At 67.7% G+C, this 24,722-nt stretch carries 24 protein-coding genes; 19 read left to right on the top strand and 5 right to left on the bottom strand.

Annotated elements, in window-relative coordinates:
• Positions 1–5: 5 nt before the first annotated feature.
• Together DES44_RS17765 and DES44_RS17760 are read right to left on the bottom strand one after the other, a co-directional pair.
• Positions 6–482: a hypothetical protein gene (locus tag DES44_RS17765; RefSeq protein ID WP_147307127.1), complete on the bottom strand. Its 477-nt coding sequence runs from the start codon at positions 480–482 to the stop codon at positions 6–8.
• Positions 483–1,324: 842 nt separating this feature from the next.
• The gene (locus DES44_RS17760; protein WP_058933460.1) at positions 1,325–2,308 is read right to left on the bottom strand and encodes a LysR family transcriptional regulator; all 984 of its coding nucleotides are present in this window, start codon (positions 2,306–2,308) and stop codon (positions 1,325–1,327) included.
• Between the two features lie 219 nt (positions 2,309–2,527).
• Here DES44_RS17760 and DES44_RS17755 point away from each other — a divergent pair, with 219 nt between their 5' ends.
• Genes DES44_RS17755 through fghA form a run of 4 tightly spaced genes read left to right on the top strand, consistent with a single transcriptional unit; the run spans position 2,528 to position 7,517 of the window.
• Positions 2,528–4,411, top strand: a complete 1,884-nt coding sequence (locus DES44_RS17755) for a potassium transporter Kup (protein ID WP_058933461.1) — start codon at positions 2,528–2,530, stop codon at positions 4,409–4,411.
• A 53-nt stretch (positions 4,412–4,464) separates the two neighbouring features.
• Positions 4,465–5,631, top strand: coding sequence for a benzoate/H(+) symporter BenE family transporter (locus DES44_RS17750; protein ID WP_058933462.1), 1,167 nt, complete (start codon positions 4,465–4,467; stop codon positions 5,629–5,631).
• Between the two features lie 19 nt (positions 5,632–5,650).
• Complete coding sequence (gene gshB / locus DES44_RS17745; RefSeq protein ID WP_058933463.1) at positions 5,651–6,640, top strand: glutathione synthase; 990 nt, start codon at positions 5,651–5,653, stop codon at positions 6,638–6,640.
• 16 nt (positions 6,641–6,656) lie between these two features.
• Positions 6,657–7,517, top strand: a complete 861-nt coding sequence (gene fghA, locus DES44_RS17740) for an S-formylglutathione hydrolase (protein WP_058933464.1) — start codon at positions 6,657–6,659, stop codon at positions 7,515–7,517.
• Positions 7,518–7,554: 37 nt separating this feature from the next.
• On the opposite strand, the gene DES44_RS17735 is transcribed toward fghA, so the two are convergent.
• A complete protein-coding gene (locus tag DES44_RS17735; RefSeq protein WP_058933465.1) occupies positions 7,555–8,829 on the bottom strand; it encodes a flavin-dependent oxidoreductase in 1,275 nt (424 codons plus the stop codon).
• A 75-nt stretch (positions 8,830–8,904) separates the two neighbouring features.
• Here DES44_RS17735 and DES44_RS17730 point away from each other — a divergent pair, with 75 nt between their 5' ends.
• The 3 genes from DES44_RS17730 (at position 8,905) to DES44_RS17720 (ending at position 12,468) form a co-directional block, all read left to right on the top strand.
• The gene (locus DES44_RS17730) at positions 8,905–9,459 is read left to right on the top strand and encodes a MarR family winged helix-turn-helix transcriptional regulator (RefSeq protein ID WP_058933466.1); all 555 of its coding nucleotides are present in this window, start codon (positions 8,905–8,907) and stop codon (positions 9,457–9,459) included.
• A 63-nt stretch (positions 9,460–9,522) separates the two neighbouring features.
• The gene (locus DES44_RS17725) at positions 9,523–10,554 is read left to right on the top strand and encodes a Bug family tripartite tricarboxylate transporter substrate binding protein (RefSeq protein ID WP_058933467.1); all 1,032 of its coding nucleotides are present in this window, start codon (positions 9,523–9,525) and stop codon (positions 10,552–10,554) included.
• Positions 10,555–10,590: 36 nt separating this feature from the next.
• Entirely contained in the window at positions 10,591–12,468 is a 1,878-nt protein-coding gene (locus DES44_RS17720) for an ATP-binding cassette domain-containing protein (RefSeq protein WP_058933468.1), read from the top strand.
• Between the two features lie 14 nt (positions 12,469–12,482).
• Here the strand turns inward: DES44_RS17720 and DES44_RS17715 are convergent, their stop codons facing one another.
• On the bottom strand, positions 12,483–13,268 hold the full coding sequence (locus DES44_RS17715) for a fumarylacetoacetate hydrolase family protein (RefSeq protein WP_058933469.1): 786 nt from the start codon (positions 13,266–13,268) through the stop codon (positions 12,483–12,485).
• A gap of 57 nt (positions 13,269–13,325) precedes the next feature.
• Positions 13,326–14,780 (bottom strand): aminotransferase-like domain-containing protein, encoded by a 1,455-nt coding sequence (locus DES44_RS17710; RefSeq protein ID WP_058933470.1) that lies wholly within the window; start codon positions 14,778–14,780, stop codon positions 13,326–13,328.
• A gap of 114 nt (positions 14,781–14,894) precedes the next feature.
• On the opposite strand from DES44_RS17710, the gene DES44_RS17705 reads away from it, so the two are divergent.
• From DES44_RS17705 to atpA, 12 genes are all read left to right on the top strand, one after another.
• Positions 14,895–16,106, top strand: a complete 1,212-nt coding sequence (locus DES44_RS17705) for an aminotransferase-like domain-containing protein (RefSeq protein ID WP_058933471.1) — start codon at positions 14,895–14,897, stop codon at positions 16,104–16,106.
• 183 nt (positions 16,107–16,289) lie between these two features.
• A complete protein-coding gene (locus DES44_RS17700) occupies positions 16,290–17,132 on the top strand; it encodes a PhzF family protein (RefSeq protein ID WP_058933472.1) in 843 nt (280 codons plus the stop codon).
• Positions 17,133–17,136: 4 nt separating this feature from the next.
• Entirely contained in the window at positions 17,137–17,736 is a 600-nt protein-coding gene (locus DES44_RS17695) for a VOC family protein (RefSeq protein WP_083525248.1), read from the top strand.
• Between the two features lie 7 nt (positions 17,737–17,743).
• Positions 17,744–18,439: a glutathione S-transferase C-terminal domain-containing protein gene (locus tag DES44_RS17690; RefSeq protein ID WP_058933474.1), complete on the top strand. Its 696-nt coding sequence runs from the start codon at positions 17,744–17,746 to the stop codon at positions 18,437–18,439.
• Between the two features lie 141 nt (positions 18,440–18,580).
• Positions 18,581–19,072, top strand: a complete 492-nt coding sequence (locus DES44_RS17685) for a GNAT family N-acetyltransferase (protein ID WP_058933475.1) — start codon at positions 18,581–18,583, stop codon at positions 19,070–19,072.
• A 44-nt stretch (positions 19,073–19,116) separates the two neighbouring features.
• On the top strand, positions 19,117–20,055 hold the full coding sequence (locus DES44_RS17680; RefSeq protein ID WP_058933476.1) for an SMP-30/gluconolactonase/LRE family protein: 939 nt from the start codon (positions 19,117–19,119) through the stop codon (positions 20,053–20,055).
• A gap of 207 nt (positions 20,056–20,262) precedes the next feature.
• A complete protein-coding gene (locus DES44_RS17675) occupies positions 20,263–20,742 on the top strand; it encodes an ATP synthase subunit I (RefSeq protein WP_058933477.1) in 480 nt (159 codons plus the stop codon).
• A gap of 16 nt (positions 20,743–20,758) precedes the next feature.
• A complete protein-coding gene (gene atpB, locus DES44_RS17670) occupies positions 20,759–21,637 on the top strand; it encodes a F0F1 ATP synthase subunit A (protein ID WP_058933478.1) in 879 nt (292 codons plus the stop codon).
• Between the two features lie 83 nt (positions 21,638–21,720).
• Complete coding sequence (gene atpE, locus DES44_RS17665; RefSeq protein ID WP_058933479.1) at positions 21,721–21,969, top strand: F0F1 ATP synthase subunit C; 249 nt, start codon at positions 21,721–21,723, stop codon at positions 21,967–21,969.
• A 37-nt stretch (positions 21,970–22,006) separates the two neighbouring features.
• Complete coding sequence (locus tag DES44_RS17660; RefSeq protein WP_058933480.1) at positions 22,007–22,477, top strand: F0F1 ATP synthase subunit B; 471 nt, start codon at positions 22,007–22,009, stop codon at positions 22,475–22,477.
• A gap of 2 nt (positions 22,478–22,479) precedes the next feature.
• Positions 22,480–23,013 (top strand): F0F1 ATP synthase subunit delta, encoded by a 534-nt coding sequence (locus tag DES44_RS17655; protein ID WP_058933481.1) that lies wholly within the window; start codon positions 22,480–22,482, stop codon positions 23,011–23,013.
• Positions 23,014–23,104: 91 nt separating this feature from the next.
• Positions 23,105–24,658, top strand: a complete 1,554-nt coding sequence (gene atpA / locus DES44_RS17650; protein ID WP_058933482.1) for a F0F1 ATP synthase subunit alpha — start codon at positions 23,105–23,107, stop codon at positions 24,656–24,658.
• Positions 24,659–24,722: the final 64 nt, after the last annotated feature.

Genomic DNA, 24,722 nt, shown 5'->3' with positions numbered 1-24,722 from the left:
GAGGGTCATCGCGCCGTGGGCCCCGCCGAGCCCAAGCCCTGAACGGTCCGGCCAGGGATCATCCAGAACGGTCCGCCGGCCGGTGGGGCTGCCGCACGGGCGTTCAGCTCGGCCCAGGCTTGCTGGGCCTCCAGCACCGCACTGAGATGCAAGGTCGTGCCCAGCAGCGCCGGATTCAGCCGGTTCAAGTCGATGGCGGCCACCGTGAGCAGCGCCGTCCGCTGAGTGGATTCCGATGACAGGCTGTGATGCATCTGTCGCAGTTCTGCGCTCAAGGCCGGCGTCTGCTGCAGGGCCAGCATCATCGCCAGTTGGCCGCCCATCAGCATCAGGGCGGGGTCGTCTGGCAGATCACGCCGCGAGTCTCTGGGCTCCGCCGCCAGCACGGCGATGCGGTCCCCGGGCTTGGTGTACGTGCGCAGCCATTGGATGATGGTCACCAGCGCAGAAGGCTCCAGCAGTTCCGGCGTCAGGAGCGACACGCTGAGTCGCTGCACCGTCAGGGGGGCGGGTCGTGTCTGTTCCGCAGGGACTGCGGGAGTGGTTGCCGGAGTGCCTGCCGCAGTGCCTGCGGGGGGCCGTGTTGAGTCGACAAAAGTAAGGGTGCTGGCCTGCCCCGCCGTGAAAGGCCGCTCGGCCGTGGACGTCGCGAGCCATGAGTGGCCCCTGTCGTCCTGCATCGCGATGCCATTGGCAAACAGCGTAGACCTCGGGAGGATCCCGCGCGGCATCGTTCCCAGCGTGATCATGTGCCGCACGTCATGCGCTTTGAACAGTCGCATGAGTTCGGTGATTCGAGGGCCTGACCCCTCCGGGCATTTGATCAGCAGCAGCGCCGGGCCGGTCGCTGCACTGGCACCACCGGCACGACGAGCGTCCTCGGCCGACAAGGTGGGGGTCATCGACAAGGTGCGCTGCAGCACCGGCAGTCCCCGTCCCCCCGAGCCGGCTGGCGCCCTCGGGCCTGACGGCTGCCCAGGAGGCGTGCCGGGGTCGAGCTTGAACAGGGGCGCGTGGATCGGGGCGTCCGCAGAAGACCGCGCCACCCGCAGGATGGCCTCGGCCACTTCGGCATGCTGCCGCGACCAGTCCGCCTCCGGAAGCTGCGGGGAGGGGCCGGTTGGCAGCGACGCGGATGAGGGCCCGGGCCCACCAGGGCCGGAAGGATCCGGGCGGGACGATGACGAAGAGGAGGAGGACGCCGCGGAGGACGCCCCGGGGGACGACCAGGACGCAGGAGGAACACGATGCATGACGCGCAGACACTTCAGGAACCCACGGGACGACCCCGTGGCGCTCAGTCCTGTCTGCCCGGGTGCAGGGTTCAGACGGTGGCAGCGGCCGGGGTGCCCGGCACCTGGACCTCGGCCGCCGCCTCCAGCAGCAGCAGCTTGAAACGGTCCAGCAGTTCGCTGTGGCTGTCGGGCAGGTGCCAGACCGACAGGGCCCCCAGGCCCAGGTCCACGTCATGGGGCAGCAGCCGTACGATGCCCTTGCCCTGCGCATCCACCGCCACGTCGTGCGGCATCACCGCCAGCAGCGGCATCTCGCGCATCATGTTCAGCGACAGCATCAGGTCGCCGTTCTCGATCAGGTCACTGGGCAGCGGCAGCCCCTTGGCCTGCCAGAGCCGATCCACCAGCATGCGGGTCCGGGTGCCCGGCATGTGCCAGATCCAGCGTTGGCGGCTGAGCGTTTCCCAGCTCAGCAGGCCGGCGTCGGCCAGCGGATGCTGGGCGCTGATGGCCAGCCGCTCGGGCTGTTGCAACAGGGCCATGCGTTGCAGGCCCAGCGGTTCGTCCTGCGGCATGACCCGGGCGATGACCAGGTCCAGCTGTCCGGCCAGCAGGTCTTCGAACAGCGAGCGAAGCGCATGCGTGCGCACGCTTACCGTGACCTGCGGGGATTCACGCTTGAGCGCCGCCACCGCCCGCGGCAGCAGGCGGGCCAGGGCGGCATTGGTGGCGCCCACGCGCAGCTCGCCGGTGGCCCCGCGCACCATCGACGCCACCTCGCCGGCGGCGCGGTGCAGGTCGGCCTCGATCTTGCGCGCCAACGTCAGCAGTCGCCGGCCCACCGGGGTGATGTACATGTGCCGACCCTTGCGCAGGAACAGCATCTGGCCCAGGCCCTGTTCGAGCTCGGCCAGCGTCTTGCTGACCGCCGGCTGGGTGACATGCAGCACTTCGGCCGCATGGCTGGCATTGCCGGTGTCATGCAGGGCGATCAGCACGCGCGCATGCCGCAGGCTCATGCGGCGCACGATGAACTGCTCGGCGGCCTCGGGCGATGGGGGCTGGTCGATCATGGGCGGTCAGGGAAGGTGCGCAAGCGTACCTGCAAAGCGCGGCCCAGGGTTTACAGGATGTGATCCGCCAACCGCCCACGTCAACTCTGTCTCACTTCTCTTGCCCCGACGCAAGCCAGGAGACGTCACAAGGGTGGGGGTGTTGCGCTGCACAAATAGAAGCACACAATACGCACTTTCGACTTTTCGCGACCCTTCAACCCGGTCGCGAGCGACTCTGTGAGTTCACACCAAGCGGCCCGCTCGCCGTCCGCCCTCGCGGGCCTGACCATCGGCGCATTGGGTGTTGTGTACGGGGACATCGGCACCAGCCCCCTGTATGCCCTGAAGGAAGTGTTTCATGGCGGCCACGTGCCGCTGACGCATGACAACATCCTGGGCGTCCTGTCCCTGCTGTTCTGGACGATGACCATCATCGTCTCCCTCAAGTACGTGTTGCTGATCCTTCGGGCCGACAACAACGGTGAAGGCGGCCTGATCGCGATGCTGGCCCTGGCCACCACCGCAGTGCGGCACAAGCCCCAGCTGAGACGAAGCCTGATGCTGGTCGGCCTGTTCGGCACGGCCATCTTCTTCGGGGATGCGGTCATCACCCCCGCCATGACGGTGCTGGGCGCGGTGGAGGGCATCGACGTCTACTTCCCGCAATACGACAACGCCATCGTCCCGGTCACGCTGATCGTGCTGGCCGGGCTGTTCTCGGTGCAGCGCTTTGGCACCAGCGGCGTGGGCAAGGCCTTTGGTCCGGTGATGCTGGTGTGGTTCACCACGCTGGCGGCCCTGGGCGTGCCGCAGATCTGGAACAACCCGCATGTGCTGTCGGCCATCAATCCGCTGTATGCGGTGCAGTTCTGCCTGGACTACGGGTGGATCGCCTTCGTGGCCTTGGGCGCGGTGGTGCTGGTGGTGACCGGCGGTGAAGCGCTGTATGCCGACCTGGGGCACTTCGGCAAGAAGCCCATCCGCATCGCCTGGTATGGCTTCGTGATGCCGGCCCTGGTGCTGAACTATTTCGGCCAGGGCGCGCTGCTGCTGGACCGGCCGGAAGCCATCAAGAACCCGTTTTATCTCATCGCCCCGTCCTGGGCCGAGATCCCGCTGTTCGCCTTGGCGACGCTGGCGGCCATCGTGGCCTCGCAGGCGCTGATCACCGCGGCCTTCTCGGTCACCAAGCAGGCGGTGCAACTGGGCCTGCTGCCGCGCATGCGCATCCTGCACACGTCGGTGCGGGACATTGGTCAGATCTACGTGCCCTTTGTGAACTGGGGCTTGTTCGCCTTCGTCGTGGTGGCCGTGGCCTTCTTCGGCTCGTCCAGCAAGCTGGCCGGCGCCTATGGCGTGGCGGTGACCATCGACATGACCATCACCACGGTGATGACCTTCTTCGTCATCCGCTTTGGCTGGGGCTATCCGCTGGCGCTGTGCATTGCCGCCACCGGCGTGTTCTTTGTCATCGACGCCACCTTCCTGGCCTCCAACCTGCTGAAGGTCGCGCACGGCGGCTGGTTCCCGCTGATGATCGGTGTGGGCATGTTCACCCTGATGCTGACCTGGAAGCAGGGCCGCCGCCTGCTGTCGGACAAGCTGCGGGAGGACGCCATCGACCTGCGCAGCTTCCTGGAAGCCGTCTTCATCAATCCGCCGACGCGGGTGGTGGGCACGGCGGTGTTCCTCTCCGCCGAGCAGGGCACCACGCCCAATGCGCTGCTGCACAACCTCAAGCACAACAAGGTGTTGCATGAGCAAAACCTGTTCGTGAGCGTGCGCCACCATGAAGTCCCGTGGATCGGTTTCGAGAAGCGGGTGGAAGTGGAGAGCCTGGAGAACGACTGCTGGCAGGTGACGCTGCACTTCGGCTTCAAGAACGAGCCGGACGTGCCGGAAGCGCTGCGCCTGCTGGAGGAGCACGGGGTGCATCTGGACGAGATGGAGACCAGCTACTTCCTGTCGCGGGACATCGTCATTCCGACCATCGGCTCCGGCATGGCGCTGTGGCGGGAAAAGCTGTTCGCGAGCATGCACCGCAATGCGGCCGCCGCGGCAGACTTCCTGCACCTGCCCACCAACCGCATCGTGGAGCTCGGCTCCAAGGTCGAAATCTGAGGCGTGCGGGGTGATCTGAAGCGCGGCCCAGGCATGGGTATGCTTGCGCCACCATGCAGCGCGCCCTGAAAGACCTGTCCCTCTCCGCCACCGTCGCCGGATTCGTGGCCGTGCTGGTGGGTTTCACCAGCTCGGTGGCCATCATTTTCCAGGCCACCCAGCAACTCGGGGCCACGCCCGCCCAGACCACCTCCTGGATGTGGGCGCTGGGCATGGGCATGGGGCTGACCAGCCTCGGTCTGTCGCTGTGGACCCGTCAGCCGGTGCTCACTGCCTGGTCCACGCCCGGCGCTGCGCTGCTCGCGGCGACCTCCGGCGTGCCGATGGCCGAGGCGATCGGGGCTTTCATCGTCTGCGGCGGCCTGATCGTGCTGTCCGGCATCACCCGCGCCTTCGAGCGCATCATGGACCGGATTCCGATGGCCATCGCCTCGGCGCTGCTGGCCGGGGTGCTGGCCCGCTTCGGGCTGGATGCGGTGCGCGCCACGCCCACCGCGCCGCTGCTGGTCGTGGCCATGCTGCTGACCTATCTCGCGGGGCGCCGCTGGTGGCCCCGGTATGCCACGCCGTCGGTGCTGCTGGCCGGCATCGCGGTGGCCGGGCTGCAAGGGCAACTGCAGCTGGGCGTCATCCGCTGGGACTGGGCCGCGCCGGTCTGGACCACGCCCCGCTTTAGCCTGACGACGCTGATTGGTGTGGCCCTGCCGCTGTTCCTGGTCACCATGGCCTCGCAGAATCTGCCCGGCGTCGCCGCGCAGCGGGCCTCCGGTTACCAGACGCCGGTGTCGGCCAGCATCACGGCCACGGGCCTGGCCACTGTCTTGCTAGCTCCCTTCGGCGGATATGCCTTCAACCTGGCGGCCATCACCGCCGCCATCTGCATGGGGCGCGAAGCGCACGAGGATCCGGCGCGCCGCTACATGGCCTCGGTGATGGCGGGGGTGTTCTATCTCCTGATCGGCCTGGCGGGGGGCGCAGTGGTGGGCCTGCTGCAGGCCTTCCCGAAAGCGCTGGTGGCGGCCGTGGCCGGCCTGGCCCTGCTGGGCACCATCGCCGGAGGCCTGTCCGCCGCGCTGAAGGAAGAAAAGCATCAGGATGCGGCCATCCTCACCTTCCTGGTCACCCTTTCCGGGCTCAGCCTGATGGGCATCGGCTCGGCCTTCTGGGGGGTGGTGGCCGGCGCGGTTTCTCTGATGGTGCAACACTTCAGGCAACGCTGATTTTTTCCGGAAGCCTTTCATGAAGATCCTGTTTGTCGCCGACCCGCTGTCCACCTTCAACAGCTACAAGGACTCCACCTTCGCGATGATGCGCGAGGCGGCCCGTCGCGGGCATGAGGTCTGGGCCTGCGAGGTGCCGGAGCTGATGTGGGTGAGCGGCGGCCGGGTCACCGCGCGGGAGGCACGCCGCCTGGTGCTGACCCCCGAGGCCGTGGCCAGCCAGGCCGGCACCAAGCTGGCCGTCTGGCACAGCATCGAAGAGCGTCGCGCCCTGGCCCTGGCCGATGTGGATGCGGTGCTGATGCGCAAGGACCCGCCCTTCGATTCCGAATTCTTCTACGCCACCCACCTGCTGGAGCAGGCCGAGCGCGAAGGGGCCAAGGTCTTCAACAAGCCTTCCGCGCTGCGTGACCATCCGGAAAAACTCGCCATCCTCGAGTTCTCGCAATTCATCTCGCCGACGCTGGTCACCCGCTCGGATGCCGCCATCCGCGCCTTCCATGCGGAGCATCAGGACATCATCCTCAAGCCGCTGGACGGCATGGGCGGCATGGGCATCTTCCGCGTCAAGGCGGACGGCCTGAACCTGGGCAGCATCATCGAGACGCTCAACAAGCAGGGCGCCGAGACGGTGATGGTGCAGCGCTTCGTGCCCGAGATCGCGCAGGGCGACAAGCGCATCCTGCTGATCGGCGGCGTGCCGGTCCCCTACTGCCTGGCCCGCATTCCGCAAGGTAGCGAGGTGCGTGGCAATCTGGCCGCGGGCGGCAAGGGCGTGGCCCAGCCGCTCAGTGACGCAGACCGCCGCATCGCCGAGGCCCTGGCGCCCATCCTGGCCCAGCGCGGCCTGCTGCTGGTGGGCCTGGACGTGATCGGGGACAAGATGACCGAGATCAACGTGACCAGCCCGACCTGCTTCCAGGAAATCATGGAGCAGACCGGCTTTGACGTCGCCGCCACCTTCATCGACGCCCTGGAGCGCGGTGTGGCCGAACGGGCGAAGGCCTGAAGACCGGAGACCCCTCATGAACTTTGAACTGATCAGCGAACACGGCAGCTTCGGCGGCGTGCAGCGCTTCTACCGCCATGCCTCGCAGCAGATCGGCCTGCCGATGCGCTTTGCGCTGTATGTGCCGCCGGGTGGTGCCAAGGGCCTGCTGGTGTTCCTGGCGGGCCTGACCTGCACCGAGGAAACCTTCACCATGAAGGCCGGCGCCCAGCGGCGTGCGGCCGAGCTTGGGCTGGCGCTGCTGATGCCGGACACCAGCCCGCGCGGCGAGGCCGTCAGTGCGTTGCCGGGGGCGACCGAGTCGTGGGACTTCGGCATCGGCGCCGGCTTTTATCTGGATGCGACCCAGGCCCCCTGGGACCGGCACTTCCGCATGGACAGCTACCTGATGAAGGAGCTGATTCCCCAGGTGCAGGCCGAACTGGGCCTGGACGCGGCCCGCACCGGCATCAGCGGCCATTCCATGGGTGGGCATGGCGCACTGACGCTGGCGCTGCGCAACCCAGGCGCCTTTGTGTCGCTGTCGGCCATCGCGCCGATCGCCGCCCCCAGCCGCTGCCCGTGGGGGGTCAAGGCCTTCACCGGTTATCTGGGCGCCGACCGCGATGCCTGGCCGGCCCATGACGCCAGTGCCTTGATGGCGGCCCAGCCCCGGGTGCCGTATCCGGGCGGCATCCTGGTGGACCAGGGGCTGGCGGACAAGTTCCTGGTGGAGCAGCTGTATCCCGAAGCGCTGGAGTCGGCCTGCGCCACCATCGGTCAGGACCTGTTCCTGCGCCGCCATGATGGCTACGACCATGGCTACTACTTCATCGCCAGCGTCATCGATGACCATCTGATCCATCACGCGCGGCAGATGGGCTTGCAGGGACGCTGAGCGCGGGCACCCCCACCCCGTCCCAGGTCCGTCGCCCTTAGCGGACCTGCGCGTCCGGCCCCGGCTGCTGGCGGTGCCCGGCGGCCGCTTTGTAGCGGCGCACGAAGGTGTCGATCTCCGCCGGATCGATGACATCTTCCAGCCGCTCGAAGCCGTCCGGCGCGCGTTCCTCGACCATGTCCAGGATGTAGTCCAGACCTTCCTGGCGGTTCATCTCCACGATGCGGGCACACAGGGGGCGACGTTCGTCTTCGTAGGCCGCGAGGGCCGCTTCCAGGCGGGCACTGTCCGAGGTGCCGTGATCCCGCAGCGCCTGCGCAATCGCCTGCGCATCCATGATGGCCTGCGTCGCGCCATTGGAGCCGATGGGGTACATGGGATGGGCGGCATCGCCCAGCAAGGTGATCCGACCCTGCCGCCAGCGCGGCAGCGGGTCGCGGTCCACCATCGGCCATTCCAGCAGTTGCTGGGCGCCCTGGATCACGCCGGGCACATCCAGCCAGTCAAAGCGCCAGTGACCGAAGGTCGGCAGCAGGTCGCTCACCCGGCCCGGCCGGTTCCAGTCTTCGCGACCCGGCGCCGTCAGGCCGCCGCCCAGGCCGTCCTCGCGCAGGCGGATGTCGCAGATCCAGTTGATCAGCTGCAGGCCGTCGGCGCGCGGCGGCGCGATCGGATACACCACGAATTTCGCGCGCCGATGGCCGGCCTGCACCATGGTCCGCCCGTCGAGGAAGGGGCGGGCGAGGGTGGTGCCGCGCCACATCATCATCCCGTTCCAGCGCGGAGGGCCTTCCTGCGGATGGAACTGGCGGCGCAGCGCGGAATGGATGCCATCGGCGCCAATGAGCAGGTCGGCGCGCCGTTCGCTGCGCCGGCCGTCGCTGTGTTCGATCTCGGCGATGACCGCGTCCGCCTCCTGGCGGGCGCCCACCACCCGCTCGCCGGCGTGCAGGGCATCGGCCCCGAGCCGCTCCTGCGCGGTGCGCCAGAGCATCATCTGGAAGTCGCCACGATGGATGCTGAACTGCGGATGGCTGTAGCCGCCGTCCAGGCCACGGGCATCGCGGTAGAGCGTCTGCCCATGGCGGTTGGCAAAGACCAGCGCCGCGGTCGGCACCGCCATGGCCTGCAACGCCGGCAGGAGGCCCAGGCTGTCGAGCACCGCCACCGCATGGGGCAGCAGATTGATGCCCACCCCCAGCGGTTTGAGCTGGGCCGCGGATTCACAGACCTGCACCCGGTGACCGTCCCGCTGCAGCGCCAGGGCTGCCGTCAGGCCACCGATGCCGCCGCCGGCAATCAGGATGTCCATGCGTGTCTCCATCGTTCTTTGCGGATGAGGGTAAGCGAGATAGTTGCAGTGCGCAACAGTATCTAAGCTGAGTCCATGGATGCCGCCGACACGACTGCCCCTGCGCGCCGCACTGCGGCTTCGAACGGACATGCCGACCTTGCGCCCGACCTGCCCTCCGCGCCAGAGGCACCGCTGGTGCGGGTGCCGGGCCTGGATTACGGCGTGCTCGACCACCTGCTCGGTTACGCGCTGCGCCGTGCCCAGAATGCGCTGTATCTGGACTTCCACCGCGCCACGGCCAAAGCCCAGGTGAGCCCGCAGCGGTTTGCGGCGCTGGTGCTGGTGGGGCGCAATCCGGGCATGCGTCAGGGCGTGCTTGCCGAGGCGATGGGCCTGCATCGCAGCGGCGCCCTGCGGCTGACCGACTGGTTGACCGATCGCGGCTGGGTCGAACGCCGCGACGACGAGAACGACGCCCGTCGCTGGGGCCTGCACCTCACCGCGCAGGGCCGGCGCATGCTGACCACGCTGGAGCGGCAGGTGCAGGCGCATGACCAGGCGCTGATCGATGCGCTGGGTGATCAAGCCCCGGCGCTGCGTCAGGCGCTGGAGCGGCTGGCCGAGGTGGCAACCCGGCACTGCCTCTGACGACCGACAGGATCCGATTCCCAACACAGCGCCGGTCACAGGCGCACGACAGGAGACAAGGCGATGAAGGACAGTTTCGACAGGTCCGACGGCAAGCGGCCGTCCGTGATGAACCGACGCGAGGCCGGCCTCTGGATGGCCGCCCTCGGTGCCACCCTTGGCGGGCTGGGCAGCCCGGGTCGCGCCCAGGCGCAGGCGGGCATGCCGCGCATCCTGGTCGGGTTCCCGGCCGGGGGATCGGTGGACGTGTGCGCGCGCCGGGTGGCGGAAGCCTGGCGCGGCCGGCTGGCCGAGACGGTGCTGGTGGACCAGCGGGTGGGCGCGGGCGGACGGCTCGCGATTGCCGCGCTCAAGGACGCCCCCCCCGATGGCGGCACCCTCTTGATGAGCCCCTCGTCGATGTTCACCATCTATCCGCATGTCTACCGCAAGCTGGCCTACAAGCCGGACACGGATGTGATCCCGGTCTCGCCGGTGGCCAATGCCACCTGCGGCTTCGGCGTCGGACCGATGGTGCCCACGTCGGTCCGCACCCTTGCCGACTTTGTCGCCTGGGCCAAGGCGCATCCCGACCAATCCGCCTATGCCTCGCCGGCGGCCGGCGCCATGCCGCATTTCCTCGGTGATCAGTTCGCGCGGGCGGCCGGCATTCGGCTCACCCACGTGCCTTACCGCGGCGCCGCACCCGGCCTGCAGGACCTGATGGGCGGACAGATCGCCTCCGGCTGCTTCATCCTGGGCGACTTCCTGCCGCATCTGGCCAGTGGCCGCATCCGCATCCTGGGCGTCACCGACCAGCAGCGCTCACGGTTTGCGCCGGAAGTGCCCACCTTCGCGGAGCAGGGATGGGCCAGCATCCAGGGGGTGGAGACCTACGGCCTGTTCCTGCCGGCCCGCACACCGGCCTCGGTGGTCGACAAGGTGTTCGACCTGGCCCGCGTGGCGCTGCGGGAAAAGCAGGTGGTGGAGGGGCTGGCCAAGCTGGGCTTCGAGCCGCTGGTGCTGTCCCCCGCGGACTATGCCCGCCGGCTGGCCAGCGAGCGGGCCACCTGGGGGCCCATCGTGCAGGCGTCGGGCTTCTCGTCGGACGATTGAGCAGGGGGGCGGCGCGCGATCGGGGACAATCGCCCCATGGCTGTCCTCTCCCTCACCAATGCCCACCTGGCCTTTGGCCACGTCCCTCTGCTGGACGGGGCGAACTTCGCGCTGGAAACCGGCGAACGCGTCGGCCTGATTGGCCGCAACGGCACCGGCAAGTCGTCGATGCTCAAGGTCCTGGCCGGCCTCGAGAAGCTGGATGATGGCCTGCTGCAGTTGCAGCAGGGCCTGACCAGCGTCTACGTGCCGCAGGAACCCGCACTGCGGCCCGAGGCCAGCATCTTCGACGTGGTGAGTGAAGGCGTGGCGGAAGCCAAGAGCCTGCGCGAGCGTTACGAAGCCCATGACGAGAACGACGACCTGGGCTGGGTGCAGGAGCGCATCGAGCAGATCGGCGCCTGGAACTGGGAACAGCGGGTGGACGAGACCCTGCACCGGCTGGGCCTGGATGCCAACCGCCGCGTGGGGGAGCTCTCCGGCGGCCTGAAAAAGCGCGTGGCCCTGGCGCGTGCGCTGGTGGCGCAGCCGGATGTGCTGCTGCTGGACGAGCCGACCAACCACCTGGACCTGGACGCCATCCGCTGGCTGGAAGAGCTGCTCACCAGCTTCAAGGGCTCGCTGCTGCTGATCACCCACGACCGCGCCTTCCTGGACAACGTGGCCAACCGCATCGTGGAACTGGACCGCGGCCAGCTGCGCGGCTACCCCGGCAACTTCGCCGCCTTCCAGGCCGCCAAGGCCTACGAACTGGAAAACGAGGCGCTGGCCAATGCCCGCTTCGACAAGCTGCTGGCCCAGGAGGAAGTCTGGATCCGCAAGGGCGTCGAGGCCCGGCGGACCCGCAGCGTGGCGCGGGTGCAGCGCCTGCAGCAGATGCGCCAGGACCGGCAGGCCCGCCGGGATGTGCAGGGCAAGGTGCGGCTGGATGTGGCCACCGGCGAGTCCAGCGGCAAGATCGTGGCGGAGCTGGAGAAGGTCAGCAAGCGTTATGGGGACCGGGACATCGTGCGCGAGTTCTCGGCCACCATCCTGCGCGGCGACAAGATCGGCCTGGTTGGCCCCAACGGCGCGGGCAAGACCACGCTGCTGAAGATGATCCTGGGGGAACTGCCGCCGGACAGCGGCACGGTGCGCATGGGCAGCCGGCTGACGGTGGCCTACTTCGACCAGATGCGCGACGCGCTGAACCTGCAGGCCACCCTGGCCGACACCATCAGCCCGGGCAGCGAATGGATCGAGATCGGGACCCAGCGCAAGCATGTGAAGAGCTACCTGAGCGACTTCCTGTTCTCGCCGGCGCGGGCGGACTCTCCGGTGTCCAGCCTCTCCGGCGGCGAGCGCAACCGGCTGCTGTTGGCGCGCCTGTTTGCCCGTCCGGCCAATGTGCTGGTGCTGGACGAGCCGACCAACGACCTGGACATCGAGACCTTGGAGCTGCTGGAAGAGCTGCTGGCCGACTATGACGGCACCGTCTTCCTGGTCAGCCATGACCGGCGCTTCCTGGACAACGTGGTCACCTCCACCATCGTCAGTGAAGGCGACGGTTTCTGGCGGGAGTACGAAGGCGGTGTGGAAGACTGGCTGACGCAGTCCCGCCGGGCGGCGGAGATCCGTGCACGCCAGGCCCCTGCAGTGGGCGCGGCACCGGCGCCTGCCCCCGCTCCGGCCGTGGCCCCGGTGGTGGCCACCAAGCGCAAGCTCAGCTACAAGGAGCAGCGGGAGCTGGAGGAATTGCCGGGCCGGATCGCCGCGCTGGAGACGGAGCAGGCCCATCTGCATGCGCTGCTCAACGGCACCGATCTCTACGCCCAGGGCGCCGCTCGCATCAACGAGGTCACCCAGCGGGTGGCGGAGATCGATGACGAGCTGCTGGCGCTGATGGAGCGCTGGGAAGTGCTCGAAGCGAAGTAGGCGCGAGGCCGGGCTTAGTTGCGCACCGTCAGGCTGCCCAGCCCCTCATACCGCGCGGTCACCGTCGTGCCCGGCGCCAGGTCCAGCGCCACGCGCCAGGCGCCGGTGGTGACCACGCTGCCCGCCGGCAAGGTCTGCCCGTTGCGGGTGGCTGCCTTTACCCAATGCGCCACCGTCCAGCCCGGATCGTCCAGGCCGTGTCCGCCCCGGCCTGCCAGCGGCGCGGCGTCGCCGATCTGCAGCTCGCAGGGCTGCTGTCGCCAGTCCCGTGACGGGTCCCAGCGTTGCCACGGCCCCAGCGCCAGCGCGCCATGGGACTGCGCATCCGCCAGTCGCAGCAGCGGGTCGGCCTTCATGCCGCCGGCCCAGCGCGAGGAAATCCATTCGACCGCGACGCACATGGCGTCGATCAGGTCACCGGTCTCCCCCGGCGCCAGACCCGCGGCCATCGACGGCGTGACATCCACGCCCAGGCGCAGCGCGATCTCGGCCTCCGCGCCAAACAGCCGCAGGTCGCTGAAATCACCGCCATTGCGCAGACCGCGCACCTCCCGCACGCCCATGGGCGCCAGCGGGGCGTGGCCCAGTGCGGCCGTGCGGGAACCACCGCCGCATTTCCAGTACTGCGGCCGCCCCGGCGCCGTCCACTGCAGCGTGCGTGACAGCACCTCCTGCGCCGCATAGGCCGCTGCCTCGTCGGCCAGTGACCAGTCCTGCTCATGGAGCACCTGGCCGCGGGTCCAGGCATCGGCGAGGGCCTGGCCCAGGGCCTCGGCGCTGGAAGGAGTGTGTGCGTTCATGGCGCAGATCTTAGGCGCACACGACTCGGTGCATTCGACTCGGCGCGGGCGGCGGTCTCAACGGCGCAGCCGCTCCACCGTCTCCACCAGCGCGCGCCAGAACTTCGCATCCTGCGACGTGGCGAAATTGATGCGCATCATCGTGCCGGGCTGGCGGGTCGGGCTGAACAGGAGACCGGGTGCGATCAGCCAGCCCTGGTCCATCATCGGCTGGGCCAGCCGCTCGGTGTCCACGCCTACCTCCACCCAGCCGAACAGGCCCGCAGGCGGCGCCGCAAACCGGAAGCCGGACTCTTCCACCAGCCGCGTGCAACGCTGGCGGGCGGTCTCCAGCCGGGCAGCGACCCGCTCCGCATGACGACGCAGCAGCCCCTGCTCCAGACACAGGGCCACCGCCCGGTCCATCAGTGGACTGGTGGTGAGCGAGGCCAGCAGCTTGAGCTCGGTCAGCTGGGCAATCCGGTCCGGGCTGGCGGCGACGAAACCCACCCGCCAGGACGGCGACAGCATCTTGGAAAACCCAGAGACGTAGACCGTGCGCTGCAACTGGTCCAGCGCCGCCAGCCGCGGGGCATGGTTCGGCGCAAAAAAGGCATAGGTGTCGTCCTCGACGATCAGGAGGTCCGCCTCATGCGCAATGCGCAGGATCTGATGCGCGCTGGACAGGCTCAGCGTGGCGCCGGTCGGGTTGTGCAGCACCGACACCGTCACATACATCCGCGGCCGGTGCTCCGCCACTAGGCGGCGCATGACGTCCAGGTCCGGGCCCAGGTCGCCGCGCGGCACCGGCAGCAGCCGCATGCCGGCCTGCGACAGCCGCGCATATTCGATGGCCCAGCCCGGATCGTCCACCAGCACCGCGTCGCCCGGCTTGAGAAAGGCGCGGGTGATCAGGTCCAGTCCGTGGGTCGCGCCCACCGTGCTCATGACCTGCGACGGCGCGGCCTGCACCGACAGGTCCAGCAGCCGCAGCGACAGCGCCTCGCGCAGGCGCAGGTCGCCCAGCGGATCTCCGTAGCCGGACAGCAGCGCATCGTCCGCCTGGCTGGCCAGCCGGCGCAGGGTGCCCTGCAGCAGGGGCAGGTCCAGCCATTCGGCCGGCAGGGTGCCCAGGCCCGGAGAGCGGCGGGCGTCTGCCTGGAACATGCCGCGGATCAGCGCGCTGGCGTCGACCGGCTGGGGCAGCGGGGCCGCCACGGGAGCCGGGCCCGTGGCCGGCAGCCGGACCGGCTGTGGCCGGGTTTCGCGAACGAAAAACCCACGCTTCTTGCGGGCCTCGAGCAAACCCTGGGCCAGGAGCTGGTCGTAGGCCGCCACCACCGTGTACGGACTCACGCCATGATGGCGCGCACAGTCCCGCACCGACGGCAGGCGCGCCCCCGGCAGCAGCAGACGCTGATGGATACGGGCCGCAAAGCGCTGCGCCAGCTGCTGGGCCAACGGCTCGCTGGCATTGCGCGACAGGACGGCGGTGGCCGTCGGGGCCGCGAACGTGACTGTGCTGGTGTCCATGCCAATACAGATGAAGCACTGATGTGGCCCAGTGTATTGGTTCTGTGCTGGTCGCGGCCACTAGACTTGGCGTTCGAGGCGCTGTTGCGCCAGCTTTGACGTCGGAGACATTCCATGAACCGCAGCCCCTGGACGCAGGCCCGTCGTGCCGCCCGCATGAACCCGTCCATCATCCGTGAGATCCTCAAGGTCACTGAAAAGCCGGGCGTCCTGTCCATGGCCGGGGGGCTGCCGTCGGCGGACACCTTCCCGGTCGAGGCCATCCAGGCCGCCTGCGACCGGGTGCTGAGCCATCAGTCCAAGGAAGCGCTGCAGTACGCCGCCAGCGAAGGCTATGCCCCGCTGCGCGAGTGGGTGGCGCAGCGCGTGGGGGCGCTGGGCCTGAAGGCCACGCCGGACCAGGTGCTGATCACCAGCGGCTCCCAGCAGGGCCTGGACCTGGTGGGCAAGCTGCTGTGTGATGCGGGCGCGCCGGTGGCGGTGGAGACGCCCACCTACCTGGGCGCGCTGCAGGCCTTCACGCCCTATGAGCCGCTGTTCGCCAGCCTGGCCAGTGACGACCAGGGGCCGCTGCCGTCCGCCATCGAAGCGCTGCCGCATGATGCGCCGGGCACCCGCTTCAGCTATTTGCTGCCCAACTACCAGAACCCGACCGGCCGCGTCATGAGCCAGGCCCGCCGCGAGGCGGTGATGGAGGCGTCCCGCCGCGCCGGTGTGCCGGTGGTGGAGGACAACCCCTACGGCGACCTCTGGTTCGACCAGCCGCCGCCCCAGTCGCTGAGCGCCCTGTGGCCGGAAGGCAGCCTCTACCTGGGGTCCTTCTCCAAGGTGCTCACGCCGGGCTTCCGCCTGGGCTATATCGTTGCGCCCAGCGAGATCTATCCCAAGCTGCTGCAGGCCAAGCAGGCGGCCGACCTGCACACGCCGGGCTTCAACCAGCGCGTGGTGCATGAGGTCATCAAGGACGGCTTCCTGGACACCCATGTGCCGCGCATCCGCGCGCTCTACAAGGCCAACCGCGATGCGATGGCCGACGCGCTGCGCCAACATCTGCCGCAGGGCTGTGACTGGCAGAGCCCGGAAGGCGGCATGTTCTTCTGGATCCGCCTGCCCGAGGGCCTGGATGCGATGGCGCTGCTGCCGCGCGCCGTGGACGCCGGCGTGGCCTACGTGCCGGGCGCTGCGTTCTACGCCCACCAGCCGGATCCGCGCACGCTGCGCCTGTCCTTCGTGACGCTCACCCCCGCGCTCATCCGCGAAGGCGTGGAGAAGCTGGGCCGGGTGCTGCATGAAGCCCTGGCGATGGCCGAGGCCCCGACGCCGTGAGCGGCCGCGCGCCGTCTGCGGAATCGCGGGCGGCGCCGGTGACTGCGGCGGTTTTCCCTGGTCACGCGGGATGCGCATCCGCTCTATGCCCGCCACGGCTTCACGCCGCTGGCGGCGCCCGAGCGGGGCATGGAGATCGTGCGGCCGGACCTGTATCGTTCCCGATCCTGAAAGAGGATTTGCATGACCGAGTTGCGCCGATTCGTCCAGGTGGACGTCTTCACCCAGGAGCCCCTGAAGGGCAATCCACTGGCGGTGGTGGTGGACGGTGCGGGCCTGGGCGACGACCAGATGGCCGCCTTTGCCCGCTGGACCAATCTGTCGGAAACCACCTTCCTGCTGCCGCCCACCGACCCGGCCGCGGACTATCGCGTCCGCATCTTCACGCCCGGCGGTGAACTGCCTTTCGCCGGCCATCCGACCCTCGGATCGGCCCATGCCTGGCTGGCCAGCGGCGGGGATCCGAAGAAGCCGGGCGAGGTGGTGCAGGAATGCGGCATTGGCCTGGTGCGTGTTCGGCGCGACGGACCTCGGCTGGCCTTTGCCGCGCCGCCGCTGCGCCGCTCCGGCCCGGTGGAGGAGGCTGCGCTGCGCGCCCAGGTGCTGGCGTCCCTGCGCATCGGGGCGCAGGACCTGCTGGACCTGGTCTGGGTGGACAATGGACCGGGCTGGATGGCGGCCCGTCTGGCCTCGGCGGACGCCGTACTGCAGGTTCAACCGGATTTCAATGTGATGCGGGGACTCAAGTTGGGCGTCGTTGGCGCTTATCCTCCGGGTTCGCCGCAGGAATTTGAAGTCAGGGCCTTCGTGCCGACGCTGGGGGTGCCGGAAGACCCGGTCACCGGCAGCCTCAACGCAGGTCTGGCACTATGGCTGCAAGGTGCCGGTCTGGCGCCAGAGCGCTATGTGGCCGCCCAGGGCGCCGCCCTCGGGCGTGCCGGTCGAATCCATGTGGCGAGGGAGGGTGCGCATTGCTGGATTGGCGGCGATGTGACGCCATTGGTCCACGGTCAGGTGAGGTTGTGAAACCATGAGCATGGAAGTCGATCATCTCGTCATCGCCGCAAGCACCCTGGAGGAGGGGCGCAAGTGGTGCGAACAGGTGCTGGGCGTGTCGCCCCAGCCGGGCGGACAACACGCCTGGATGGGCACGCACAATCTGCTGCTGAACATCAGCGCCCCCAACTATCCCCGTTGTTATCTGGAGATCCTGGCCATCGACCCGTCGGCCCCTGCGCCGGCGCGGGCCCGCTGGTTCGACCTCGATCAGCCGGCCGTGCAGGCCAAGCTGCAGGAAGGGCCCGGTCTGCTGCACTGGGTGGCCCGGGTGCCCAATCTGGATGCCGCCCTGGCCTACTGGCAGGGGGAGGGCGTGGATGCCGGGCAGCCGGTGGAAGGCTCGCGCGGCGACATGCGCTGGCGCCTGGCCCTGCGCGAGGACGGCCGCCGCCTGCGCAAGGAAGGCCTGCCCACGCCGATCGAATGGAGCGGCACCGGCCATCCGACCGACAAACTGCCGGAGAGCGGCGTGCAACTGCTCACCCTGGAGGCGCGCGATGGGCTCAGTGCCACGCTGTCCACCCCCAAGGGCGAAGTGACGCTGCAGGCCATCGAAGCCACGCTGGACTGACGAAGCCATGACTGCGCCCGTCCCGCTTCGAGTGCTGGGCCGCGCCGGCTCGATCAACGTCCGCAAGGTGTTGTGGACCGGTGTGGAGCTGGGGCTGCCGCTGCAGCGGCTGGACGTGGACGTGGGCAGCGACGCGTTTCGCCAGCTCAACCCCAACCAGATGATGCCGGTGTTGCTGGAAGGCGGGATCGGCGGAAAGGACGGCGACGGCGGCAACGGCGGCACCGTGATGGCCACCCCCTGGGGCGAGGTCGCGTTCGCCTTGTGGGAGAGCAACACCATCTGTCGTTATCTGGCGCAGCGCGAGCAGCGACTGGATCTGTTGCCTGCCGATCCAAAGCACCGGGCGCGGGTCGAGATGTGGATGGACTGGCAGGCCGGCGAGCTCAACAACAGCTGGCGTTATGCCTTCATGGGCCTGGTGCGCCAGAGCCCGGCGCACCAGGATGCGGCGCAGCAGGCCACCAGCGTGGCGCAGTGGAATCGCCACATGGCGATGCTGGACGCGCAACTCGACCGCAGTGGCGGTCCGTGGGTCCTGGGGGCCACATTCACGCTGGCCGATGTGGTGCTGGGCCTGGCCACCCACCGGTGGCGCGCGGCACCGATTGCGCATGCGGAGCTGCCGGCGGTGCAGGCTTACTACGAACGTTTGTGTGAGCGACCGGGCTTCGTGCAGCATGGGCGGGATGCGGGGCCTTGAGAGCCTCCGACCGCGTCGTCCGAGCGGGTCTCCCGCCGCGTCCTGTCCCAAGCCCGGGTGACATCGCGGCCCATGCCGGCCACCGCCGACTAGAGAGGTCCATCATGACCGTTATGAACGCCTCTGGCTAAACTTCGCCCCGTGGAACCCCCAGAGATATCGATCCTCTGCCCGGACTCGCCCGCGTTGTGGGAACAGGCCCGGCAGATCATTCATGAGTACGGCCAGAGCCTGAACATCGAGCTGGACTTCCAGCATTTCGACGAGGAGCTGCGCGCGCTGCCCGACCACTATGCCGAGCCGCAGGGAACGCTGCTGCTGGCGCTGGTGGATGGGCAGGTGGCCGGGTGCGGCGGATTCCGGCCGCTGCCCGACAGCGACTATCCGAATGCCTGCGAAATGAAGCGGCTGTTCGTGCGCCCGGCCTTCCGGCGTTTCGGCCTGGGCCGCACGCTGGCCCACGCGCTGATCGACCGGGCCACCTCGGCCGGTTACTCCACCATGCTGCTGGACACGCTGGACGACATGGAAGCCGCCCGCGACCTCTACGACAGCCTCGGTTTCACCGAAATCCCTCCCTACTACTACAACCCGATCGCCGGGGCCCACTACCTGAAGGTGGATCTGGACTGAGCGCGCTTGAGAGTTTCGTCGGGTTTCCGTCTTAGCATCGGGGCATGTCGACCTCCACCGCTTCCGCCGCCGCCCCCGACTCGGGCACTCCCACCATTGAACCGGTGACGCTGACGCCGGCGCTGCTGGGCGAGTCGCCGTTCTGGCATCCGCGGGAACAGCGGCTGTACTACCTCGACATTCCCGGCCATGCGCTGTTTCGCTGGTCGGAAGGCGACGACACGCCGCAGCGCTGGGACTTGAACAGCGAGCCGGGCTGCATCGTCCCGCTGGAATCGGGCGGCTTGCTGGTGGCGCAGCGCAACGGCCTGTGGCGCATGGACCCGGACCGCGGCGAGTACGTGCAGTTGGCGCAGGCGCCCTACGACGCCAGCAAGCGCCGCTTCAATGACGGCAAGGCCGATGCGCAGGGGCGCCTGTGGGTGGGCACCATCGATGACGCCCGCCAGCCCGAGTCGGCGCTGTATTGCTACCGGCAGGGGCGCTTCGAAGTGATGCAGGACGGCATCACGTCCTCCAACGGTCTGGCCTGGAGCCCGGACGGCGCCACGATGTATTGGGCCGACACCAAGGCCCATGAGGTTTATCAGCTCGACTTCGATCAAAAAACCGGCACTCTGGGCGATCGCCGCCCCTTCCTGAAGTTTCCGGTGCGGGCGGAAGGCCAGCCGCTCTCGACCTACGGCGGCCGGCCCGACGGCGCGGCGGTCGATGAGCAGGGCTGCTACTGGATCGCGATGATGGAGGGTCAGCGCCTGCATCGCTTCTCTCCATCGGGAGAGTGCCTGCAGACGATCGAGCTGCCGGTGCGCTGCGCCACCATGCCGGCCTTCGGTGGTGCAGACCTGCGCACCCTTTTTGTGACCACGGCCCGGGAGAAGCGCAGCCCGGAAGAGCTGGCCGCCCAGCCGCTGGCCGGCTGCGTGCTGCAATTGCGTGTGCCGGTGGCCGGTCTGCCGGTACATTACGCACGTCTGGAGTAAGCCAGCCTGTTTCCTTGGGGGAGCAGGCCGGTGACGCTGATGAAGCGTCCGCCCCGGGAGGGGCAAGCAGGCCTGCAAGGCTGCCTAGTCGTGGATCGCACGTGCTGTCAAGTTGGTGCGTGTTGGCGCACGACTCGCTCTGTTAAGGGGCAGTAAGGACAATCCACATATAATCTCGCGGATTTGCCGCACGGACCCGAGTCAGTTGTGAACCCGAAACTCCAACCTGACGACGATACGTGGGGTGAACATGCGGACGACCCAGAGGCTTTCAAGCCCCTGACTGCAGAAGAAGCCGCGGCGCTGCGCAAAAGGCTTCCCGTGCTTTCCCCCTGGCTCCTCGTGGGCTGGCAGGTGGTGGCCGGTGCGGTGATGGTGGCCTTGTGGGGGCTCTTGACCCAGCAAGGCAGCAAAGCCTGGTCGGCACTGTACGGTGCCGCCGCAGTGGTGGTGCCCGGCGCCTTGATGGCGTGGGGAACCACACGGCGAGCCGCCATGAATCCGGGCACTGCGGTGCTGACGTTCATGGTGTGGGAGCTGATCAAGATGTTGTTGGCGGTCGCCATGTTGGTGGCGGTCGTCCTGTGGTACCCCGCCTTGAGCTGGCCAGCCCTGCTGTCGGCCCTGGTGGTGTGCCTGAAGGCAAATTGGCTGGCCCTGCTTCGGCAGGGTCGAATCAGAAAATAGCGACGGAAAAACAACCATGGCAGCAGAAGGACACGCGCCGACTTCAGGTGAATACATCACCCACCACTTGCAGCACTGGCAGAAGAACTTTTCGTTCGAAAACGCCAAGCAGGTGGGCCCGGTCGATTTCAGCGTCTTCAATTTCGACTCGCTGCTCTACACCTCGGTGCTGGGCCTGCTGACGGTCTTCGTGCTGTGGCTGGCCGCCCGTCGCGCCCACTCCGGCGTGCCCGGCCGCTTCCAGGCGGCGGTGGAAATCCTGGTCGAGATGGTCGACAACCAGGCCAAGGCCCTGATCCACAACGAAAAGAGCCGCGCCTTCATTGGCCCGCTGGCCCTGTCGGTGTTCGTGTGGATCTTCTTCATGAATGCCATGGACATGCTGCCGGTGGACTTCCTGCCGTCCGCCTGGACCGGCTATGTGGCCTCCACCGGCCACGACCCGCACCACGCCTACATGCGTGTGGTGCCCACCGCCGACCTGTCCACCACGCTGGGCATGTCCACCTTCATCCTGCTGCTGTGCTTCTTCTACAGCATCAAGATCAAGGGCCTGGGCGGCTGGGGCCATGAGCTGATCTCCGCGCCGTTCGGTGATCACTGGGCGCTGTACCCCTTCAACTTCCTCATGCAGATCATCGAGTTCATCGCCAAGACGGTGTCTCATGGCATGCGACTGTTCGGCAACATGTTTGCCGGCGAACTCGTGTTCATGCTGATCGCCCTGATGGGCGGCGGCTGGGCCCTGACCGGCACCGGCATCGGACTGGCGATCGGCCACGTCCTGGCCGGCACCGTCTGGACGCTGTTCCACATCCTCGTGATCACGCTGCAGGCCTTCATTTTCATGATGCTGACGCTGATCTACCTGGGCCAGGCGCACGACGCGCACTGACCCGGCGGACCCGGCAGCTCATTTCGAAGTTCTCTCAGTTCCCTTTCCCTTTTCTTTCAAACTAACTCTCTCAGGAGCAAAACATGGAAAACATCCTCGGTCTGGTCGCTCTGGCTTGCGGCATCATCGTTGGTCTGGGCGCGATCGGCGCTTCCATCGGCATCGCGCTGATGGGCGGCAAGTTCCTGGAATCGTCGGCCCGTCAACCCGAGCTGATGAACGAACTGCAAACCAAGATGTTCATTCTGGCCGGTCTGATCGACGCCGCGTTCCTGATCGGCGTTGCAATCGCTCTGCTGTTCGCTTTCGCCAATCCGTTCGTTCTGCGCTAATTCCCCTCGAACCTTTCACGACTGAAAGGATCGTGCCGTGAATATCAACGCTAGCCTGTTCATTCAGTGGATCCCGTTCATCATCCTCGTGTTCGTCACGATGCGGTTCATCTGGCCGCCGATCGTGAAGGCGCTGGACGAGCGTGCGGACAAGATCCGCGCCGGCCTCGCCGCCGCTGACCAGGCCAAGGCCGAACTGGCCTCGGCCAACAAGAAGGTCGACGAGCAACTGGCCCAGACTCGCAACGAAACCACCAAGCTGCTGTCCGACGCTGAAAAGCGCGGCGCCAGCATCGTGGACGAGGCGAAAAAGCGCGCGGAAGAAGAAGCTGCCAAGATCATCGCTGCTGCCAAGGCGGAAGCCGAACAGCAGTCGGTGCGTGCCCGTGAGGCCCTGCGCGAGCAGGTGGCTGCACTGGCCGTCAAGGGTGCCGAACAGATCCTGCAGCGCGAGGTCAATGCCAGCGTGCATGCCGAATTGCTGAACCGTCTGAAGACGGAGCTGTAATCATGGCTGAACTCGCAACCATTGCCCGTCCCTACGCCGAGGCGCTGTACCAGGTGGCCTCCCAACAGGACACCAAGGCCTGGCAGGAGCAACTCTCCGCGCTGGCCCTGGTCGCCCAGGACAGCGCGCTGCGCCAGTTCGCCGAGGACCCCAAGGTCAGTCCCGACCAGGTCTACCAGGTGATGGCCTCCGCCGCGAATCTGCAACTGCTTCCGGGCGTGCAGAACTTCGTGCGCGAGGTGATCGCCAACGGTCGTCTGGCGGCGCTGCCGGCGATGGTCCAGCAGTTCCACGAGCTGGCCAACACGGCTGCCGGCGTGGCCGACGCGCAGATCTTTAGCGCCTACCCCATCGAACCAGCTCAGCTGGCCGACGTGGTGGCCACGCTGGAGAAGCGCTTCGGTCGCAAGCTGCAAGCCCATGTTGAGCTGGAGCCTGGCCTGATCGGCGGTATCCGTGTGGTGGTCGGCGACGAGGTGCTGGACACCTCGGTGAAGGCCCGTCTGGAACGCATGAAAGTGGCGCTGACCGCCTGAGGCTCCGGCCTCTTGCGGACAGCCCGACTGCCAAGATCCCCCCGATTCACCCTGGTGTCCTGCTTCGGCAGGATGCCGATGGGAGCAAGCAATGCAACTGAATCCTGCTGAAATTTCCGAACTCATCAAGAGCCGCATCGAAGGCCTGGGCGCTTCGACCGACGTCCGCAACCAGGGCACCGTGGTGTCCGTGTCGGACGGCATCGTGCGCGTGCACGGTCTGTCCGACGTGATGCAAGGCGAAATGCTGGAGTTCCCCGCTGCCGCTGACGGCAGCCAGACCTTCGGCCTGGCGCTGAACCTCGAGCGCGACTCCGTCGGTGCCGTGATTCTGGGTGCCTACGAGCACATCGTGGAAGGCGACACCGTCAAGTGCACGGGCCGCATTCTCGAAGTGCCGGTCGGCCCCGAACTGATTGGCCGCGTGGTGAACGCCCTGGGCCAGCCGATCGACGGCAAGGGCCCGATCAACGCCAAGATGACGGACGTGATCGAAAAGGTCGCGCCGGGCGTGATCGCCCGTCAGTCCGTGGACCAGCCGGTGCAGACCGGTCTGAAGTCCATCGACTCGATGGTGCCCGTCGGCCGTGGCCAGCGCGAGCTGATCATCGGCGACCGCCAGACCGGCAAGACCGCCGTGGCCATCGACGCGATCATCAACCAGAAGGGTCAGAACATGACCTGCGTCTACGTTGCGATCGGCCAGAAGGCTTCGTCGATCAAGAACGTGGTGCGCGCTCTGGAACAAGCCGGCGCGATGGACTACACCATCGTGGTGGCCGCCTCGGCTTCGGAATCCGCCGCCATGCAATACGTGTCGGCCTACTCCGGCTGCACGATGGGCGAATACTTCCGTGACCGTGGCCAGGACGCCCTGATCGTTTATGACGATCTGTCCAAGCAGGCCGTGGCCTACCGTCAAGTGTCGCTGCTGCTGCGCCGTCCTCCGGGCCGCGAAGCCTTCCCCGGCGACGTGTTCTATCTCCACAGCCGCCTGCTGGAACGCGCTGCCCGCGTGAACGCCGACTACGTGGAAGCCTTCACCAAGGGTGAAGTCAAGGGCAAGACGGGTTCGCTGACGGCGCTGCCGATCATCGAAACGCAAGCCGGTGACGTGTCCGCCTTCGTTCCGACCAACGTGATCTCGATCACCGACGGCCAGATCTTCCTGGAAACCAACCTGTTCAACGCTGGTATCCGTCCCGCGATCAACGCCGGTATCTCGGTGTCGCGCGTCGGTGGCGCTGCCCAGACCAAGCTGATCAAGTCGCTGTCCGGCGGTATCCGTACCGACCTGGCCCAGTACCGTGAGCTGGCTGCCTTCGCGCAGTTCGCTTCCGACCTGGACGCCGCGACCCGCAAGCAGCTGGACCGTGGTGCCCGCGTGACGGAACTGCTGAAGCAGGCCCAGTACTCGCCGCTGCCCATCAGCCTGATGGGTGCGTCGCTGTACGCCGCCAACAAGGGCTTCATGGACGACATCGAAGTCAAGAAGGTCCTGGCGTTCGAGCACGGTCTGCACCAGTTCCTGAAGACTTCGCACGCTGCCCTGCTGCAAAAGCTGGAAGATGCGAAGGCCATGGACAAGGACGCCGAAGCCGAACTGAACGCTGCGATCACTTCCTTCAAGAAGTCTTTCGCCTGAACATGACCCACCCCCGACGCATCCCTCATGACCCGGCCCCGGCCGGGCGCGGGGGGCGCTCCAG

Source organism: Roseateles depolymerans, assembly GCF_003387155.1.
In the GTDB taxonomy this organism is placed as follows: Bacteria; Pseudomonadota; Gammaproteobacteria; order Burkholderiales; family Burkholderiaceae_C; genus Roseateles; species Roseateles depolymerans.
Note: the sequence above shows the minus strand (reverse complement) of the source record. Positions and strands in the feature narration are given on the sequence as shown.